This window comes from Vibrio ostreae, assembly GCF_019226825.1.
GTDB classification, from domain to species: domain Bacteria; phylum Pseudomonadota; class Gammaproteobacteria; order Enterobacterales; family Vibrionaceae; genus Vibrio; species Vibrio ostreae.
Window position 1 is genome coordinate 559,967 of sequence record NZ_CP076642.1, and the last position, 19,786, is coordinate 579,752.

At 49.2% G+C, this 19,786-nt stretch carries 19 protein-coding genes; 5 read left to right on the plus strand and 14 right to left on the minus strand.

Going from position 1 to position 19,786, the window contains the following annotated elements; translation table 11 throughout:
- Positions 1–1,016 precede the first annotated feature (1,016 nt).
- Positions 1,017–1,604 carry a DsbA family protein gene (locus tag KNV97_RS02495; RefSeq protein WP_322972678.1) on the minus strand — a complete coding sequence of 196 codons (588 nt, stop codon included), beginning with the start codon at positions 1,602–1,604 and terminating at the stop codon, positions 1,017–1,019.
- Between the two features lie 696 nt (positions 1,605–2,300).
- On the opposite strand from KNV97_RS02495, the gene lpdD reads away from it, so the two are divergent.
- Entirely contained in the window at positions 2,301–2,684 is a 384-nt protein-coding gene (lpdD, locus tag KNV97_RS02500; RefSeq protein ID WP_136487639.1) for a prenylated flavin chaperone LpdD, read from the plus strand.
- Here the strand turns inward: lpdD and KNV97_RS02505 are convergent.
- Positions 2,668–3,105 carry a MarR family winged helix-turn-helix transcriptional regulator gene (locus KNV97_RS02505; RefSeq protein WP_136487638.1) on the minus strand — a complete coding sequence of 146 codons (438 nt, stop codon included), beginning with the start codon at positions 3,103–3,105 and terminating at the stop codon, positions 2,668–2,670. The two genes, lpdD and KNV97_RS02505, sit on opposite strands and share 17 nt — an antisense overlap.
- A gap of 203 nt (positions 3,106–3,308) precedes the next feature.
- Between KNV97_RS02505 and KNV97_RS02510 the strand changes: the two genes are divergently transcribed.
- The 4 genes from KNV97_RS02510 to idi all read left to right on the plus strand — a co-directional run bounded on the left by KNV97_RS02510 (position 3,309) and on the right by idi (position 6,312).
- Positions 3,309–3,890, plus strand: coding sequence for a non-oxidative hydroxyarylic acid decarboxylases subunit B (locus KNV97_RS02510; protein WP_136487637.1), 582 nt, complete (start codon positions 3,309–3,311; stop codon positions 3,888–3,890).
- A 22-nt stretch (positions 3,891–3,912) separates the two neighbouring features.
- Positions 3,913–5,352, plus strand: coding sequence for a non-oxidative hydroxyarylic acid decarboxylases subunit C (locus KNV97_RS02515; protein ID WP_136487636.1), 1,440 nt, complete (start codon positions 3,913–3,915; stop codon positions 5,350–5,352).
- Positions 5,352–5,588, plus strand: a complete 237-nt coding sequence (locus tag KNV97_RS02520; protein ID WP_136487635.1) for a non-oxidative hydroxyarylic acid decarboxylases subunit D — start codon at positions 5,352–5,354, stop codon at positions 5,586–5,588. The genes KNV97_RS02515 and KNV97_RS02520 overlap by 1 nt, the downstream gene beginning before the upstream one ends.
- A 172-nt stretch (positions 5,589–5,760) precedes the next feature.
- Positions 5,761–6,312 carry an isopentenyl-diphosphate Delta-isomerase gene (gene idi / locus KNV97_RS02525; RefSeq protein WP_218562045.1) on the plus strand — a complete coding sequence of 184 codons (552 nt, stop codon included), beginning with the start codon at positions 5,761–5,763 and terminating at the stop codon, positions 6,310–6,312.
- Positions 6,313–6,371: 59 nt separating this feature from the next.
- Here idi and gnd read toward each other — a convergent pair whose 3' ends face one another.
- The 12 genes from gnd to dalD form a co-directional block, all read right to left on the minus strand.
- A complete protein-coding gene (gnd, locus tag KNV97_RS02530; RefSeq protein ID WP_218562117.1) occupies positions 6,372–7,820 on the minus strand; it encodes a decarboxylating NADP(+)-dependent phosphogluconate dehydrogenase in 1,449 nt (482 codons plus the stop codon).
- A 2-nt stretch (positions 7,821–7,822) separates the two neighbouring features.
- Positions 7,823–8,296, minus strand: a complete 474-nt coding sequence (locus KNV97_RS02535) for a YhcH/YjgK/YiaL family protein (RefSeq protein WP_218562046.1) — start codon at positions 8,294–8,296, stop codon at positions 7,823–7,825.
- Positions 8,296–9,294, minus strand: a complete 999-nt coding sequence (locus KNV97_RS02540) for an NAD(P)-dependent oxidoreductase (protein WP_218562047.1) — start codon at positions 9,292–9,294, stop codon at positions 8,296–8,298. Before KNV97_RS02540 ends, KNV97_RS02535 begins: the two co-directional genes overlap by 1 nt.
- Before the next feature lie 2 nt (positions 9,295–9,296).
- Positions 9,297–10,256 carry a sugar kinase gene (locus KNV97_RS02545; protein ID WP_218562048.1) on the minus strand — a complete coding sequence of 320 codons (960 nt, stop codon included), beginning with the start codon at positions 10,254–10,256 and terminating at the stop codon, positions 9,297–9,299.
- A gap of 165 nt (positions 10,257–10,421) precedes the next feature.
- A complete protein-coding gene (locus KNV97_RS02550; RefSeq protein WP_218562049.1) occupies positions 10,422–11,681 on the minus strand; it encodes a TRAP transporter large permease in 1,260 nt (419 codons plus the stop codon).
- Positions 11,666–12,169, minus strand: coding sequence for a TRAP transporter small permease (locus tag KNV97_RS02555; RefSeq protein ID WP_136483980.1), 504 nt, complete (start codon positions 12,167–12,169; stop codon positions 11,666–11,668). Before KNV97_RS02555 ends, KNV97_RS02550 begins: the two co-directional genes overlap by 16 nt.
- A gap of 58 nt (positions 12,170–12,227) precedes the next feature.
- The gene (locus KNV97_RS02560; protein WP_218562050.1) at positions 12,228–13,223 is read right to left on the minus strand and encodes a TRAP transporter substrate-binding protein; all 996 of its coding nucleotides are present in this window, start codon (positions 13,221–13,223) and stop codon (positions 12,228–12,230) included.
- 263 nt (positions 13,224–13,486) lie between these two features.
- Positions 13,487–14,512, minus strand: coding sequence for a LacI family DNA-binding transcriptional regulator (locus tag KNV97_RS02565; RefSeq protein ID WP_218562051.1), 1,026 nt, complete (start codon positions 14,510–14,512; stop codon positions 13,487–13,489).
- 224 nt (positions 14,513–14,736) lie between these two features.
- Positions 14,737–15,378 carry a hexitol phosphatase HxpB gene (hxpB, locus tag KNV97_RS02570; protein WP_136483977.1) on the minus strand — a complete coding sequence of 214 codons (642 nt, stop codon included), beginning with the start codon at positions 15,376–15,378 and terminating at the stop codon, positions 14,737–14,739.
- 71 nt (positions 15,379–15,449) lie between these two features.
- Positions 15,450–16,724: an MFS transporter gene (locus KNV97_RS02575; RefSeq protein ID WP_136483976.1), complete on the minus strand. Its 1,275-nt coding sequence runs from the start codon at positions 16,722–16,724 to the stop codon at positions 15,450–15,452.
- Positions 16,725–16,828: 104 nt separating this feature from the next.
- Positions 16,829–18,289: a xylulokinase gene (xylB, locus tag KNV97_RS02580; protein WP_136483975.1), complete on the minus strand. Its 1,461-nt coding sequence runs from the start codon at positions 18,287–18,289 to the stop codon at positions 16,829–16,831.
- A gap of 9 nt (positions 18,290–18,298) precedes the next feature.
- Positions 18,299–19,666 carry a D-arabinitol 4-dehydrogenase gene (gene dalD, locus KNV97_RS02585; RefSeq protein WP_218562052.1) on the minus strand — a complete coding sequence of 456 codons (1,368 nt, stop codon included), beginning with the start codon at positions 19,664–19,666 and terminating at the stop codon, positions 18,299–18,301.
- Positions 19,667–19,786: the final 120 nt, after the last annotated feature.

The window sequence follows — 19,786 nt, forward strand, 5'->3', positions numbered from 1 at the left end:
CCGTGTGTTTCTAAACAGGGGCGACACAACGAGCACTCTAAAAGTGCTGCGAACTTGCCTCTATGTTCATTGAAATTTATTTATTCTAAATGCATACAAACGCTATAAACGTAAGTACATATATCATCCACATCCCTCTATGCCCGACTGTTAGTAAATTTTTCATAACTTACTGACTCCAATAAAATATTAAATTAAATAGAAACCTGGCAAAACAATTAGCCGCCTTGCAATTTAATAAGATTCATTGAGCATGTAATTTATATAAAACAGGTTAAACACTTAACCTCATCAGAGACATTGAATTGCCCCCAACCATACAACCAGCGTTTTAATTCGGAAAGAATACTACCAAACGAACAGATTAAAATTCAACCAAATTTATTCATGAAAATGTCAATAAGGTAAAAAACCACATAAATCATTAAGATAGAACAGATAATAAAATGTTAATTTATGCATTTTATAAAATCATATAAAATTAGAACAACAGCTCGAGTGTTGACCTCTTTTCTTTGTCATCTAAATATTAATAATCATAGAGATGGGGAAATAATGACGTTAATTTGACACAAAAATCTATTCGTCAACTTTATGACTCATGGATCATCTCATTAACATAAAATAAACATAACCCCGCTTAAAAATAGGTTATTTGTTGCATACTAGCTTAGGTAATTCATCGTCTATGGGTTTTCATACTATTAATTATAAAGCAATATAATAAAGACAGGTGTAAAATGTAATTTAACACAAAGGTGAAAGATTATTTTTAATTCCATCTTAATAACAACCACTAATACTAAAAACAATTAATATATTAAACTAACAGTAGGTAATTAAATTAATATATTTAATAAAGACAAAAAAAGCAGCCTTGAAAGGCTGCCTTACTCTGGTTTTGTGTTTATTCTTTTTTGGCTGTATCATCCAAGCTATCGAGTAACTCAGCAAATACGGCATACTGCTGCGCCCCGACAACTAACTGAGGTTCTATCAGTTGACCGTTTGCAACTTTACCAATCAGAAAGCTTGGCGTTCCTCGTACCCCCCAATGAACTCCCCAGTGCCATGTCCTGCTCTACTTTTTTCATTACCTCTTGATCAGAAAGGCAATTATCAAATTTCTCCTTATCCAGCTCTAACTCAGAAGCAGACTGTTGATACAGATCATTCCCCAACTGCTTAACATTATTGAACAACAAAGCACGCATTGGCCAGTAAGCATCCTGCTGGAAACTACACAATGCAGCAACCGCTGCCCCCTTAGCCTGAGGGTGGAAACTCAAAGGGAAATCACGGGCAATATACTTGACTTTACCGGTATCAATATAATTTGTTTTTAACTGACCAAAGGTATTGTCAGAGAAACGCTTACAGTATGGGCATTGAAAATCGGAGAACTCAACGATCGCAATTTTAGCGTCACTGCTACCTAAACTCGGCGTTTTCTCATCTGAAAAAACATTATCTTGATTGGGTAGAGTTTGATATTTAGGCTTAAATACCACCTTATCTATTTTCTCTACATTGTCAGTTATCTTTTTCACATCTTCTGTTAACTGCGTTATTTGCTGTTTTAGCTGCTCCATCTCCGATTTCATCTGCTCGTCTTGCTTTGGCTGACAGCCGAAGACAAACAGTAACACGGATAAAGAAGCAAAAAATTTTATGCTATGCCGTACCATTTTTAGTCCCCCACTATTAAACATAGTGAATATGATGTGCCGATACTTCTGTCGGTTATAACCTGTACCTGGAAAAAATTAAGCGTGAAATGCTATAAAACTTGCGCTGACTTTCTATACTTCATATCAACATTAGTCTGTAAAACTTAGTGCATTCGTTACTTTTATGATGCTATTTAGTAACTTAACTTAATTTTAAGTTATTGTTTGCTAGACACTTATTTAAAACAACAACAAGAGTATTGTTAAGCATAGGCTATTAGTCAATTTTGAGAGTTAACTGTCGGGGTTATAGTTGCATAAATAATATGAATTTAATTTAATAGATTACTTCTTCACTCTGCATGCGTACTAATCCGAATCTGTGCAGCAATATCAAAAATGATGTAATTCAATAATTCAACAAAGTAGAGAAGAGTAAAAAGATGATTTAAATAAAAACTTTATGCCGCAACTGAAGTGAGACTATTTACAGGTAGTCCACCCGGTCGTAGTCTAAATAAGCACTCTTTTGAATATAGGTTCTGGACTGGTATCCTCATCCAATTGATAAATAGTAAATATCGGATACCACCAGGACTCTCCATCACATTACACAGGATTTGACTCATTATGGCTCAGCAACATGTCTGCTATTCTTTTACTCAACAACAAAGTGGTATTGAAGTGAATATGACCGTACTGCACGTCGGTCGAGACTTAATGGTCGCGATATACGGTGGTGATCAAGCGCACATTGGTGCGACGGCGCTGGCTCAGCCCAGAGCCAGCCTTGAGGATCCAAAAAAAGTCAGCGCATCGACATCAGTGATATGTGTACAGGGACACAAAGAAGAACTGCTGGCGCATCATGTCGCACAGTCACTGGCTTCAAAGTTAAATTGTGTCGTCAGCGTCAGTTGCGGGATTCATATTAATAACGCTGGTAAAGAGCATATTCGCGTTATCCAGTCTCTGGTTGAAGAACTACTGAATGATTTTATTGATTCGATTTAAGTGGTGAGCTTTGCTCTGTCATACATTTCATCAAACGGATAAACTCTTGTTGATCTTCAGTCGGCATGCGTGACAGAAAGTGGTCGTCGACCTGGCTCGCACTTGCTTTTGCCTGCTCGAATACCGCCATGCCCTGTTCAGTCAAATAGACAAAGCGGCGTCTTTTGTCGATTTCTCCCTGCTTACGAAAGATCAGCTCGCGCTTTTCGAGGCGCGCCAAAATTTCTGCCAGCGTAGCCTTGGTCGATACCGACGGCTCCATCAGCTCAGACTGTTCAATCCCAGGTTTTTCTGCAACAGCAAACATCACTGCGTATTGTGGCTTGGTAAGGCCTTCGACAGCACTCTGCCAGCTGGCCGTATGCTCTTGCATGAGTTTTCGCATCAGATGGAAGGCAATATGACCTAATTTGGATTGCATAAATTTCTCAATTCTTATTCAGATATTACAGTGCCATTATACCACAACTTACAAAAAACTATTTTTTACCAATTTTCAGCAACATATAAAAACCAGAAAGTTCGTACACGAACTTTTTATTGTTATGCTATTGCATTCCATCTCCCAAAGGCATAGATTAACTATATCGTTCGTGCACGAACAAATTATTTGAGAGACCATTTATGAAACTGATCGTTGGAATCACGGGCGCGACAGGCGCTCCTTTAGCCGTCACACTTTTACAAGCCTTGCAACAAATACCGGACGTAGAAACTCACTTAGTGATGTCACGTTGGGCCAAGGCCACGATCGAGTTAGAAACTGCATACACTGCCCGCGATATCAGTGCATTAGCTGACGTCACTTACAGTTCATCAGACCAGGCAGCGAAGATTTCATCCGGATCATTTAAGACCGACGGCATGATCATTATTCCTTGCAGTATGAAAACCCTGGCCGGTATTCGCGCCGGTTACTCAGAAGGACTGGTTGGCCGCGCCGCCGATGTGGTGATCAAGGAGAACCGCAAACTGGTGCTGGTGCCTCGTGAAACCCCGCTTAGCACAATTCATCTGGAAAACATGCTGGCTCTGGCACAAAAAGGGGTCTCTTTCGTGCCGCCAATGCCTGCCTGGTACAACCATCCGAAAAGTATTGAAGATGTGCAGCATCATATCGTCACCCGAGTGCTCGACCAGTTTGATCTCGATTACCCCCAGGCCAAACGCTGGGAAGGCATCGCACACGCACAAAATTTAGACTAATACACCGCTAAGGAGAAAGACTATGGCATACGATGATTTACGCAGTTTTCTGCAATCATTAGAAGCACATGGACAGCTATTAAGAATCTCTGAACAAGTAAAAGCCGAACCGGACATCGCCGCAGCAGCAAATGCCACTGGCCGTATCGGTGACGGCGCCCCGGCTTTGTGGTTCGACAATATCGAAGGTTTTACCGATGCTCGTGTCGTAATGAACACCATTGGCTCATGGCAGAACCACGCCATTTCAATGAATCTGCCACCAAAAACACCGGTCAGTGAGCAGATCGCCGAATTTGTCCGTCGCTGGGATAAATTCCCTGTCGCACCGGAACGTCGTGACAACCCGCCATGGGCAGAAAATAGCGTTGACGGTGATGATATCAATCTGTTTGATATTCTGCCGCTGTTCCGCCTCAATGATGGCGACGGTGGTTTCTACCTGGATAAAGCCTGCACCGTTTCGCGCGATCCGACTGACCCGGATAATTTCGGTAAGCAGAATGTCGGTATCTACCGCATGGAAGTGAAAGGCAAGCGTAAACTTGGCCTGCAACCTGTGCCCATGCACGATATTGCGATTCACCTAAACAAAGCCGAAGAGCGCGGTCAGGATCTGCCGGTGGCGATCACCCTGGGTAACGACCCGATGATCACTCTGATGGGTGCGACGCCGCTGCAATACGATCAGTCCGAATATGAAATGGCCGGCGCACTGCGTGAGAAGCCTTATCCGATCGCTACCGCGCCGCTGACCGGCTTTGATGTGCCCTGGGGCTCAGAAGTGGTGCTGGAAGGTGTGATCGAAAGTCGTGTCCGTGAAATTGAAGGCCCGTTTGGTGAGTTTACCGGTCACTACTCCGGCGGTCGTAACATGACGGTTGTGCGTATCGATAAAGTGTCGTACCGCACTAAGCCCATCTTCGAGTCGCTGTACCTGGGTATGCCATGGACAGAAATCGACTACCTGATGGGGCCGGCAACTTGTGTACCTTTATATCAACAGCTCAAAGCTGAATTCCCTGAAGTACAAGCTGTGAATGCGATGTACACCCACGGTCTGCTGGCCATTATCTCAACCAAGAAACGCTATGGCGGCTTCGCCCGGGCGGTCGGACTGCGAGCGATGACCACGCCGCATGGCTTGGGCTACGTGAAAATGGTGATCATGGTCGATGAAGATGTAGATCCGTTCGATCTGCAACAAGTAATGTGGGCGATGTCGTCCAAAGTGAACCCGGCTGGCGATCTGGTGCAGTTACCAAACATGTCAGTGCTGGAGCTAGACCCTGGCTCATCACCTGCCGGTATCACCGACAAAATGATCATTGATGCCACCACCCCTGTCGCGCCGGATACCCGAGGCCATTACAGCCAGCCGGTGAAAGACCTGCCGGAAACTAAAGAGTGGATCAATAAACTGACCGAAATGCTGGCACAACAGAAACAGGAGCATAAATAATGGTATGTCCTCGCTGTGGTGAAGACCACGTTGAAATACTTGCAAAATCACCCGTCCCTGATGTTTGGGAAGTGTTCCAGTGTCAACGCTGCCTGTATACCTGGCGTTCCACAGAGCCCGCTCGTCGTACTGACCCGGCTCTCTACCCGGAAGAGTTTAAAATGACTCAGACGGACATTGATAATGCGCCTATGGTGCCATCGATTCCGCCGCTGCTACCTGAATCTGAGCGTTGATTCGGTCATTAAGAGCGATTATCCTAACTGTCCTTTATGCCAGTCTGTACAGACTGGCATTTTCAATTCGGCATTCCAGGCTTATCTGACTACCCTTTATCTAGCGACTTTTTTGCCTGTATTTCCCCATCGTATTCGCCTGTCATGCAAATGATGGCAAAAGTGAGGTCTTATGACATCAACGACTGAGCAGGTTGTGTTACTTGACAGTAATTATCAACCCATTGGCACGGCCGACAAAGCCGGCATCCACGATGAAAACACGCCACTGCACCTGGCGTTTTCCTGTTATTTGTTTAATGACCAAGGTCAGGTTCTGCTGACTCGCCGTTCACTCGATAAAGTGGCCTGGCCCGGGGTCTGGACCAACTCGTTTTGTGGTCACCCGCTGCCGGACGAAGTATTCAGTGACGCACTGCATCGCCGCGCCGAGTATGAGCTCGGGGCCAAAATAGCTGACATTCGCAGCGTCTGTGAAGATTTTCAGTACTACGCCAAAGACAACAGTGGCGTGGTCGAAAATGAATTTTGCCCTGTATTTCAGGCACGTTTAACCTCAGAGCTAGCACCAAGAGCCAGTGAAGTCGCCGATTACGCCTGGATCGACTTTGATGACTTGCTGCAAAGCGTGCAAACAGCGCCGTTTGCTTTCAGCCCATGGATGCGTGAGCAGCTCAGCCATCGTGATTTGGTTGCCCATCTCAAACAAGGTTTGATGGCCTGAACGCAAACAGCCCGCATCGCGGGCTGTGTGTACATATCACCAAACCCATCGGTATGGCGTTATACGTCGTATGTGGTTGACGCTGTGTCACCACCAGTACCGGTCCAGTTGGTGTGGAAGAACTCACCGCGTGCACGGTCAGTACGCTCATAAGTGTGCGCACCGAAGTAGTCACGTTGCGCCTGCAGCAGGTTCGCTGGCAGACGAGCCGTGGTGTAGCCATCCAGGAACGTCAGCGCTGAAGTAGTACATGGCATCGGGATGCCTGCTTCCAGCGATTTCGCTGCCACTTTACGCCATGCTGCCAGACTGCCGGTCAGGATGTTTTTGAAGTAGTCATCTGAGCCCAGGAAAGCCAGCTGCGCATTGTTTTCGTAAGCGTCACGGATGTTGCCCAGGAACGCAGAGCGGATGATACAACCGCCACGCCACATCAGAGCGACGTTACCGTAGTTCAGATCCCAGCCGTTTTCGTTTGACGCTTCACGCATCAGCATAAAGCCTTGTGCGTAAGAGATGATTTTTGAAGCCAGCAGAGCCTGACGCAGTGCATCCACCCACTCTTGCTTGTCGCCTTCCACCGGCGTGATGGTTTTGCCGAACAGCTTCTCGGCTTCAACACGTTGGTCTTTCAGGGCAGACAGGCAACGAGAGAACACAGACTCAGAGATCAGAGTCAGTGGAATGCCCAGGTCCAGTGCGTTGATACCGGTCCATTTACCGGTACCTTTCTGGCCCGCGGTGTCGAGGATTTTTTCAACCAGTGCTTCGCCGTCTTCGTCTTTGTAGCCCAGGATGTCAGCCGTGATTTCCACCAGGTAGCTGTTCAGCTCAGTTTTGTTCCAGTCAGTAAATACGGCCTGCATTTCATCTGCAGACATGCCCAGACCATCTTTCATGAACTGGTATGCTTCAGTGATCAGCTGCATGTCGCCGTATTCGATGCCGTTGTGTACCATTTTCACGAAGTGGCCAGCACCGTCGTTACCAACCCAGTCACAGCAAGGCTCACCCGCATCAGTTTTTGCAGAGATGCCCTGGAAGATAGGCTTAACCGCTTGCCATGCCTCCGGCGCGCCGCCAGGCATGATAGAAGGTCCGAAACGTGCGCCTTCTTCACCACCGGATACACCCGTACCGATGAAGTGGATGCCTTTTTCACGCAGTGCTGCAACGCGACGGTTGGTGTCTGGGTAGTTGGTGTTACCGCCATCGATGATGATGTCGCCTTTGTCCAGCAGAGGAACCAGTTGGTCGATGAATGCATCAACCACGGCACCCGCGCGAACCATCAGCATCACTTTACGTGGCGCTTCCAGTTTGTCGACCAGCTCTTGCAGGGTGTAAGCACCTACAATGTTGGTGCCTTTCGCCGGGCCTTGCAGGAATTCGTCGACTTTCGCCGCAGTACGGTTATGTGCCACCACTTTAAAGCCGTGGTCGTTCATGTTCAGGATAAGGTTCTGGCCCATGACTGCCAGGCCGATAACTCCGATATCCGCCTTCATCATTATTGCTCCTGTTGTAAGATGGATTGTCTGATTTTAATCACCGCTTTACGCAAACTGACCGATGCTTCACCAAGGTGACACTGCGGCTTATGCACTTCTCCCGGAAAAAACACCGCCAACTCGCCCGGCTTCATCAGAACATAGCGACCTTCGCGGCTACTGCCAAAATAGACGTCGTGCTCCACCAGCGATAAGTCTTCCACCACCAGCTCATCATGGGCAAAACCCATATATTCTTCGCCTGCAAGCAGCACATGCACATCGATAAACTGCTTGTGGATTTCAAACATACGACCATCCGCCGGATCGGTATTGACGTGTTTCATTTCAATCCACACATCATCCGGCTGCAGCACAACATTACCCGGTTCCGTCTGCTCTTCGATGACCTTGAGCGCTTGTTGGATAATATGTTTGAGGTTTTTTTTGATATAGGGATACGCTTGTAAGTTGTCCCAACGACCCGTAAACATCACGCGTTCCTCTTAGTTTGTGTACCGTTCAGCAAATGACGGTTTGCGCAGTTGCGCGACAGATCACCCTGTAACGCGGCAATTATATTGTCGACCGCACAAGCGACCATCTGTTCGCGGGTTTCTCCGGTTGCTGAGCCAATGTGCGGAAAAATTACCGCATTATCGAGTTTGCACAGCGGAGAGTCGCCCGGCAGCGGTTCGACTTCGAACACATCCAGACCGGCAGCCCGAATCTGGCCCTGACTTAACGCCTCAATAAGCGCTGATTCATCAACGACTTTACCGCGTGATCCATTAACAAAAATGGCGCTGGATTTCATCAGGGCGAACTGTGCTTGACCAATCAGGCGCTCGGTCTCTGCAGTCAGTGGCACCATCACACAGACAAAATCGGAGGTCTTAAGCAAGGTCTCCATTTCGGTACGGGTCGCATTCAGCACCTGATCCGCTTCCTGATGCGCACTGCGATTGCAGTACTGAATGTTCATGTTAAAGCCTAAATGAGCACGACGGGCCACGGCATAGCCAATCCGGCCCATCCCGATAATGCCCAGCGTTTTGCCGTGCACATCGACGCCGTAATACTCTTCACCGATACTTTTGGTCCACTTCCCGTCTCGCACCAGATTGGATAACTCAACTGCCCGGCGCGCGGCACACATTATCTGCATAAATACGGTATCAGCGGTCGTTTCGGTCAGAACACTCGGTGTATGCATCAATGGAATGCCACGCTTAGCGAGATAATCGAGGTCAAATTGATCGGTACCCACAGAGATCGTCGACAGTGCTTCAAGCCTGGAGGCGGATTGCAGCAATTGCGGCGGCATCTCAACGCTGGCGCCAATCGCACCTTGCGCATCAGCAAGCGCGGCTGCAAATTCGCTGCGGTTGCTGTCGTTGACACCATCAAAGACCTGCAGGTCAAAATGCTGCTCCAGCTGACGTTGGTACTGCTCCGGAATGCTTTTGTACAACACAACTTTCTTTTTCATCGTTAAGCCCTTGGTTCAAATTGATTTAATTGGGTACGGCTTGGCAGCCCCTCACTGTCTCCGCGAACCTGCACTGCCAGCGCACCAAACCAGTTGCCTCTCTGTACAGCCTGCTCAAGTGTGCGGCCGTCGAGTAATGCGGATACCACGCCAACCGCAAAGCTGTCACCCGCACCGACCGTATCGACCACTTTCTCGACCATAATCCCCTGCACCGTGCCTGACTCACCGCCGGCATGTTTAAAGTAGGCGCCATCGCTGCCAAGTTTCACCACTACCAGTTGCACACCACGCGCTAAATAAAAATCGGCAATCTTCTCTGGGTCCTCGCTGCCGGTCAGTATCTTGCCTTCATTGATTCCCGGCAACACCACATCGCAGCCACATGCCAACTCATTGATGGTGTCGCGCATCGTCTGCTCATCCGGCCATAACGTCGGACGAAGATTGGTATCAAACGAGGTTGAGGCTCCCGCTGTCTTCGCTTGCTGCAATGCATAGCGCGATAGCGCCAGCAACGACGGAGACACCGCCGCCGCGACGCCGGTCAGGTGTAGGTGACTGTTTTCACCGATGAGATCAGGCTGAAAATCATCTGCACTTAACGTGCTGGCCGCAGAACGGCGGCGAAAGTATTCCACCGCAGGATCGCTGCCATCGTTCTGCAGGCTCTTAAATACCATCCCGGTCGAGTGATCATCGCTGGTTGAGATCCAACCGGTATTGACTCCTTCATCAGCCAGTGCCTGAGTGATGAACTCGCCCCAGCAGTCACGGCCGACTTTCGTCACGTAACGAGAGTCAAAACCAAGCCGCGCCATACCAATCGCGACATTAAGTTCAGCACCGGCCAGATGGCGGTTAAATGTTTCCACCTTTGCCAGCGGACCGATCTGATTGGCGACCATCATCGCCATCGCTTCACCCAGCGTTACAAAAGACTTGCTTGGTACTGTATTCATTGCGTTCTCCCCCGGCACCATCGCTGTCCTCCCTCTCTCCGGCGATGATTCATCAAGCCAGGGAGAAGACCACAACGTGGAACCGATTCCAAATTTTAACTAAAACAATGCATGGTGACAGCCAATAGCGCTTAGCGCATTGGCTCGTTCACCCTGACAAAAAGCTCATACCAATAACACGAATGGCATAAAGATCACGGCCAGCAGAACCGCCAGAATCACAGCGATGTAAGGCATCACCGCCTTAAACGATTGATCAAGAGACAATCCGCCGATCACACTCGATATCAGCAGGCATAACCCGTATGGCGGAGTGATCAGACCAACCGACAGAGTAATGATGATAACCACGCCCAGTTGTACCGGATCCACACCCATTGACAGAGCAACCGGATAAATCACTGGTACAAACAACACCATAGCCGGAATCGCATCCATGAACGTACCGATGAACAGGAAGAACGCAATGATGATAAACAGGAACAGATATTCATTACCGCCCAGGCTGTTAAAGAAATCCGCCACCATCACGTTGATTTTGTAGTAGCCGAGGAATTCACCCAGTGCAGACGCTGCTGCCAGAGCAAACAGAGACAGACAGCTCAGTTTCAGAGTTTCGACAAACACTTTTGGCATATCGCGCCAGGTGATGGTTTTGTAGTAATAAGCACTAATCGCGTAAGCATAGATGGCAGAGAAAGCGGCCGCTTCGGTTGGTGTAAACACACCAAAGACGATACCACCGATAATGATCAGCGGCGTGATCATGGCAGGCAAAGCATCTTTAGCCAGCGCAATAAATTCTGCGCGGGTAATCTTTTCCATAATTGGCAGATTATCGCAACGGGCAATGATACCAATCACAAACATCATACCGAAACCAATCAATATACCTGGCAGCATACCACCGATAAACAGTTGTCCGACCGAGGTATTGGTCAGGCCGCCATAGATAACCATGGTAATACTAGGCGGAATAATACTGCCGATGGTCGACGAAGCCGCGGTCACCCCGACCGACATTTCACGGCTGTAGCCTTTATCGATCATGTTCGGAATAAGAATTTTACCTACCCCAGCGGTATCGGCGGTTGAGGAACCACTCACTCCGGCAAATAACATCGACACAATCACGTTGGCATGGCCAAGCCCACCCGGACGACGTCCGGCCAGAGCGATAGAAAAATCAATCAGGCGACGGGAAATACTGCCGCTGTTCATAATGTTTGCGGTCAGGATGAACAAAGGCACCGCCAGCAGTACGTATGAATTGAGTCCGTAAAACATTTTCATCGGAATCATGGTATTTGGCGTGCCAGCCATAGTCGCAATACCGGTCAGAGCAGAAATGCCAATCGAAAACGCAATCGGGACCCCGATAATGATCAAGCCGATAAACAGCACGGTAATTAATGCGAGTTCCATACAACCCCCTTCTTAGAAGCATTTCTTAACTTCGCCACTTCTTTGATCATGTTATCGACCAGATAGACACTGGAACTGATGAAGGTGACCGGCATAACCAGCCAGATATAGCCCTGTTTAAACTCCGGCACGGTAATCCAGCGTGAATTCCAGAATGTCTGGGTAATTTCCACACTGTAAACAGAGCACAGGATACAGAACACCAGCATAATCAGGTTCTGTACCAGTAACAGACAGGAACGTTTATTCCCTTCAAACTTATCGGTCAGGATACGAAAGCTAAAGTGCTCGTTTTCCCGTACCATCACGGCGGCGCCGAGGAACATCGCCCATATAAAGGCGTTGACCGCCACTTCTTCTGTCCATAGAACCGAGATACCCAGATAGCGGGTAGCGACCTGAACCAGAGTCGCTACCACAAAGATCACCAGGCATACTGCACCGATAGTCAGCTGAAGTTTGGCCATGAGTAAAGTCAGATATTTCATACTGTTCGTCCTTTCTCCCATTGCTCAAAGAGCAAGACTAAAGCCTGTTAATCGAGCCTTAACGTGCCTGACGGATAGTCTCAATCACGTCAGTCATACCATGCTTAGCAGCCCACTCGTCCTGAATCGCCACCGCCTTTTCAATAAACGGACCGCGTTCAACCGAGTTTACAATCGCTCCATCATCAATCGCTTTCTGCTTAAATTCAGATTCCTGAGCGTAAAGTGCTTGTCGCTCAGCGTCAGTCGCCGCTGTGACCGCCTTGTCAAACGCGGCGCGCTGCTCATCGCTGAAGCTTTCCCACACACTGTTGCGAACCAGCAATAGACGCGTGGTGTAATCATGGCCGGTTTCAGAGATGTATTTACCGTTTGAGGTTTTATGATGCTCCATCGGAATGAAGTATGGATAAGCGTTTTCTGCACCATCGACCACGTTGCTTGACAATGCCTGATACAACTCGGCCCAGGCTACCGAAGTCGGAATCGCGCCGATATCTTTCCAGTATTGGGATACGACACCGGATGTCTGGGTGCGGATTTTAAGCCCTTTCGCATCTTCGATGGTGTTGATTGGTCGTTTGCCGTACCAGTGACGCACACCGGCGGTCCAGTAACCGGCCACGCGATATTTCTCACCGGATTTGGTGTAAATAATGTCGGCCACTTTTTTGCCCACTTCGCCATCAACCACCTTTTCCCAGTGGCTGTAGTCGTCAAAAAGGTAGAGTAAAGAGAACAGATCGACTTCATCAATGCCGGAGGAGGTCATGAAACCCGGCGAAACCAGCACCACATCAGCGCCACCCAGAACCAGTTTCTCAACCAGTTCACTTTCGTTAGTACCAATGGTACCCGCGTGAACTTCAACATCAAAAAGTCCCGATTGATCAGCGACTTCTTTCAGTTTCAGCATACCGGTCTGATACGGACTAGAAACATTGGTCTGGTTGTGAGCCGCCACCAGATGCAGCGCACCACTACCGGCGGTATCGTTCGATTCACCACATCCGAACAGGGCGGTGGCTACTAGCAGCGCAAGGTACTTTTTCATAATGAGCTCCAGTTAAAAGCGTTGTTGTTATGTTCACGTTACGCTGAATAACATAGTCTGGAATCGGTTCCAGACACAGCACCAAAATGAGGAACTGTGATCAAAACGTCACCAATATGATGCAGGTTGTTATTTTTTGAGATTGCAGTAACACAATCGTAAAGAGAGATCAGGACAGGTAAAAGAGTGGTACTAAAGATGCCGCCAGGCTTTTTAAAAATAACGGCTGTAGCCTGTTACACCAGGTTGTAACAGGCATTGATTCAGGTTGAGGCCCGGACAATCAGCTCCGCAGGCAAGCGTATTTGCTGTGGCGGTTGTTCGCTGCCGCGAATGCGTGCAATCAAGCGTTCACACGCCGTTTCACCGATTTGTCGGGTTGGCTGGCGCATCGCCGTAATTCCCCCACCGACTAATTGTGCCCAGTCGGGATCATCAATACTGAGTAATCCCAGCGCTTCTCCCAGATGCATATCAAGCTGTTTTAATGCCTTAGCCGCACACATGGTCGCCACACCATTGGTGCAAAACAGCGCTTTTTTCAGCCCGCGCTTATTGTCAATAAACGCACGAATCGGCGCTCTCAGTTTGTCACCACTCATGTCGGCCATTTCAACCACCTCACAGCTCATGCCTTCATGCTGGCTGACAAACATCTGCAATGCTTCAACCCTTTCACGGCGGGTTGCAATGGTCAGAGGCTGAGTAATGACCAACAAAGACTCATAACATTTCTCCACTAAATGCTGACAAGCCAACTCAGCCGCCCCGGTATTATCCAGCCCTACCGAGTCGACACTGTGCGTCGGGTCAATCCGGTCAACGAACACAAACGGGCAGTCAATACGGCTCAGCATACCAAGGTGGCCGCTTTCCATCCCCAGAGTATTGACGATAATGCCGTCGACCCGATGATCTTCCAGCATTTCCAGATAACGCTCCTGCTGATCAAGACGGTTATCGGTATTGCACACCATCAGCATATAGCCTTCGCGACGGCAGATATGCTCAATCCCCTGCAATACATCAATCGAATACGGGTTGGTGACATCGGCCAGCAGCAAACCAATCAGTTTGGAATGGCCGGCTTTGAGCATACGCGCGGAATGGCTGGGACGATAGCCCAGATGGGCGATCGCCTGAGCAATTTTTTCACGCAGTGGTTCAGAAAGTTTGTCTTGTTCACCGTTGAGATAGCGCGACACACTGGTTTTACCCACCTCAGCGTATTTGGCCACATCTGAGATGGTGGCAAAAGCTTTGCCTTGCTTTCTTGATTTTGTATTCACGGGGTTTGTCCGGTCATTACGGCAACCACCTAATTCACATCACCAATAACGTGGATCAAACAGTAGCTGCGGCCTTTTGATGGTCAATGGTTCCAAAATCTACTACGTATTTACATGTGATTACCAGTTGTTCAAGCAAGATATGAACGCATAATGCCCTAAAAAAGTGACCCAGTTCTGAAAATGTTCAGCATGTACCAGCGGATACCGCCTCTGGAAAGTCTTCAGCTCAGAGAGTCTACGACCGCATTCAGGTTACTGAATCTGGCATCAGCAATGGCAAATTTTTCATTCTGATACTCAGATGAGACCAAGTATGTGGTCATTGCAGCACGTTTAGCGGCAGTCAGGCCGGTGAAGCTGTCTTCAATGACCAGACACTGGCTGACGTCGACGCCGAGTGCTTTCGCTGCTGAGAGATAGACATCGGGGTGGGGTTTACCGTTCACTTCATCTTCCGCACTGCAAATCACGCTGAATTTTTCCCATAAATCTAAACGGTCAAAGACCGCCTTGATTACCACATGGTTGGACGATGTCGCCAGAGCAATTTTCAGCTCACGAGCCATAAAGGTCTCTAAAGCACGGTAGACGCCTTGCATCGCCTCACCCTGCCGGCTGATCGCATCACAAAGGCGGGTCAGGATCATACTTTCCAGCTCGGTCGCCGCAACCGCAAGTGAATGCGTATCGCACCAGGTTCTGGCAATATCATCGATGCGTTTACCCATCGTCAAACGCTCACAGTCCTCACGACTGATGGTGACCCCAAACAGCGCCAGCGATTCAATCTGCGCCGTTTGCCACAAGGGTTCTGAATCAATAATCACACCATCCATATCAAAAATGACCGCTTGTTTATTCATACTAAATACTTACCTCAAAAGAAAAAAACCGGTATGGCAATAAAAGCTATTGCCATACCTTAAAACATTTTTTAAGTCACAGTGACATTACCTGAGTCAACAATTGGCGTTTCAAAGCCAGGTTGTTCGACTTCGATCAAATAAGTCACAAAAAACGCGACCACATAGAGCGTGGTATAAGCGATCACTACCCCCAGGGTACTGAAGTAAGGCAACAGCACCACCGCAATCGCAGGAGCGACGAAGTTAGACAGCCCGGCCGACAAGTTATAGACCGAAATCGCCGCGCCTTTGTGATTCGGCTCCAACGCTGGGAACACCGCCGCCATCGGTACAAATGCCGCGACAAAAATCCCCAATGCAATCGCCGGGATCAACGCCATATAAAAATTGTGGCCAAAGTGCTGGGGAATGTAATAGAACGCCAGACTCGACAGCGCCATACCGACACAGCCAAACCAGCGCACCACTTTCATCCACCCCAGTTTTTCGCCCAGAATTCCCCACAGTACATTGGAGAATATGGTGGTAAAGAAGAACACCGCCCACACCTGTAGCCATTCAGAGGTCGTAAAACCCAAATCATCGACAAACATCATCGGCATGATCACCGCAAAGCCAAACAAAGATAAGGTATTGGTGATACGGACAAAACTGGAGTAAAGCACGTTACGGTTGCTGTACAGCAAAGTTGCGGCGCGGCTCAGTTCTTTCAGCTTCTGCTTGTTGGTCAGATTATGCATGTGGGTCGGTGTTTTCACGTTTCTCAGTGCGAACATCGCGATAACACCACCTGCGGCACAGAACACCAGCGATAACCACAAGGTGCCAAACTCACCAATCCACGGAATGGTGAAGCTCGGAATATAACTGCCGGCAACACCAATACCGATCGAATACACGGTCCAGAACCAGCCCAGTGCCGAACTGACACCATCACTGCGCACATTGTGCACAATCACCACGATAAATGAATATAGGAACAGCGGATAGGCAAAACCACGGATGCCATAAAACAGCAGCATCAGCGCATAATTGGATTCGCCTAGGCCAAAAGTGAGAAACAATGTGTGGAAAACACACCACAACAGGAAGCCGATTTTCATCGTTTTCTGCGGAGTAATAATTTCCGCGACAACACCTGAAATCCAGGCTGCCATGGCGGCGGCAAAGCCATAAAGGGTAAACGCAAAAGAGGATTGCGCCGGTGAAAAGCCCAGTTCGGTAATGTAGTGAGATAAAAACGCCAGTTCGAAGCCATCACCGGTCATGAAGATGGCAATCGCGATGTAACCCCAGACTAAGTTGAGTGGCAATCCCAGCCACTGTTTGCTTGTAGTGTCCATATATTCCTCATTTGTAGGGTAAAAGGAATCGAGTGCCCCTGCTTTCGCGTCAGGGCACCGTTGATTGTTATTGTGTTTATATTGATTCAGGTTTGAGCAGCCGATTACTGCCGCAGGTTAAGGTCGTTCTGATACAGAGCGCGAAAACGCTGATAGCGCGATTCCAGCACCGCCTGACGCGAGCTATCCGGCTGGTAGACGCGGTAGACTTCCGGCTTTTTACACACCTCCCGCAGCGGTTTATCCATCGCGAGAGAGGCCAGCCTTGCCGCACCCAATGCACCGCCGGTCTCCCCTCCTTTGTGGGTAACAATGGAAAGCTGCAGAGTATCCGCCAGTAACTGCGCCCAGTAAGGACTGCGCGCCCCGCCACCGACCAGTGAACACTGCTCGATGTGCGTACCACTGTCGCTCAAGACACGCAGACCATCAGCCAGGCCAAAACTGACCCCTTCCAGCACCGCATAACCGAGAGTCGCCCGGCGGGTGGAGTGAGTCATGCCATGGAACATGCCTTTGGCATCCGGGTCGTTGTGCGGTGTTCTCTCACCGGACAGGTAAGGTAAAAACAGCGGCGCGCCGGCTTTTTCTTCTTCGGTGAGCTGTTCCACTTCCTGTAACAACTCCACTTCCGTCACGCCGACGATACGACACAACCATTGCAGGCAACTGGCGGCGCTCAGCATCACGCTCATCTGGTGCCAGCGCTGCGGCAGGACATGGCAAAATGCATGTACCGCGGCTTCTGGCGCCGGGCGATACTGATCGTTGACCACAAACAGGACGCCAGAGGTGCCGAGGGAAATAAAGGCATCACCAGTTTCCACTGCGCCCACACCGATAGCGCTGACCGCATTATCACCGCCACCGCCGGCCACACACACCGAAGGGCTCAGCCCCCAGCGTTCGGCGATCTCCACCGACAAGGTCGCTGACACTTCACAGCCTTCGACCAGCAAAGGCATCTGGCCGCGACTGAGCTGACACTTGTCGAGCAGTAAATCTGACCAGTCACGTTTGGCAACATCCAGCCACAGCGTGCCAGCCGAATCCGACATATCAGAAATTTTACGTCCGGTCATTTGCAGACGCAGATAGTCTTTAGGCAGCAGTACCGTTGCGATACGTGCAAAGTGCTGCGGCTCATGTTTACGCACCCAAAGCAGTTTTGGTGCGGTAAAACCGGGCATCGCCAGGTTACCGGCTATCTGATGCAGTTGCGGCGCCATCGCTTCGAGCTCCTGACACTCGGTATAACAGCGGGTGTCATTCCACAAAATGGCCGGACGTATCACGCTGTCGCTCTCATCCAGCAACACTGCACCATGCATCTGGCCCGACAGACCAATCGCCTTAATTGCGCCCCAATGCTCGGCACATTTTTCGCGCAGCGCATCGATCAGGTAATTGGTCGCCTCCCACCAGGCTTGCGGATCCTGCTCGGACCAATGCGGATGAGGCCGTTGAATGGTCAGCGGCGCGCTGTGTGCGGCCACCGTTTCACCCCGTTCATCAATGACCAACGCTTTAACTTCAGAGGTGCCCAGATCAATACCTAAGTACATAACCACTCCTTACTGAATCATCGCGTAGACCGCGCTGATTTTCTCGCGCAGCAGGCTTTCAAACTCGGCGCTCTGCGCCAGTTCACCAAACAGGGCCGAATCATGGGCAAACTCAGCAATCGGGTCTGCCGATGCAAACATGGCATGCACGGCGTCGGCATCCAGAATGCCATCCTGGTACTCGTAAGGCAGTTTGCCCAGGTGCCATTGCTGCATGTAGACAAAGAACAGCGCCGGCAGTACGGCGGTGGCCGATGGCGCGACACCGCGCTGATAACACTCAAGCATGGTCGGGGTGATCATGGCAGGAATCTTAGAAAAGCCATCTGCGGCAACGCGCTGGTTAGTATCCTGAATGTGTGGGTTGGTAAAACGCTCCAATACCACATCACGGTAGGTGGCTAAATCGATACCGTTATCGCCCAGGCACGGAATCACATCCTGAGTAACGTAGTCATACGCAATCTGACGGATATAATCGGTCAGCGTACTCTCGTGGATATAAGACTGACCGGCCAGTGTGCCTGCCCAGGCAATGCAACTGTGTGACGAATTAAGAATACGAATTTTGGCTTCTTCATATGGGATAACCGAGTCGACCATCTCGACACCCACCTTTTCAAGCTCAGGTCGGCCAGCCTTAAAATCATCTTCAACCACCCACTGGATAAAGCGCTCACCCATCACAGGAGCGTTATCCTCGATGCCGGTCGCCGCTTTAATTCTGGCTGGTAAATCGGCCGCAGGACGCGGTGTAATACGGTCAACCATGGTATTCGGACTCGTAGTGTGGTGCTGCAGCCAGTTTAGCAGTTCGGTTTTGCCGGTCAGCGTCAGAAATTCCTCCAGGCCATCGCGGAAACGTTCACCGTTGTGACGCACGTTATCGCAGTTGAGTAATGTCACCGCACCGGCCTGCGTTTGCATACGACGCTCAAGAATCTTGGTGATGGTGCCATAAATAGTTTGATGTCCGCCGTTCAGGTCGGCTTTCAAACCGGCATTTTCCACGTCCAGTCGATGATCGGTTTTCAGGTAATAACCGCCTTCCGTTACCGTAAACGCAATCACTTTCGTCGCGGCTTTAGCGCCTTCTTCGATCAGCGGCGCTAAGTCTTCCTTCCACGGCAACAAGGTTTGAATCGATTTAATGACTTCGTAGTCACGCTCACCCGCCGGACTGACCGTTTCCAACACGTACTCGCCGTGCTGCTGATGGAGAGCAGAAACTGTCGCTTCGGCATCGTTACGGATATTACCGGCAGCAATGTGCCAACGCTGATCACCCTGCTCCAGCAACTGATTCAGGTACCAGGCCTGATGCGCACGGTGAAACGATCCCAGACCGATATGTAGCCACGTGTATTGGTTTTTCATTGTTATTTCCTCGTTCTTATATGATGAGCTCACTGTAAATGATCAAAAAACCAAATAAATAGTCATAGATCACAAATGAACAAAAGACCGTTAAATGAATTTTTGTTCATTTGTGAGTGA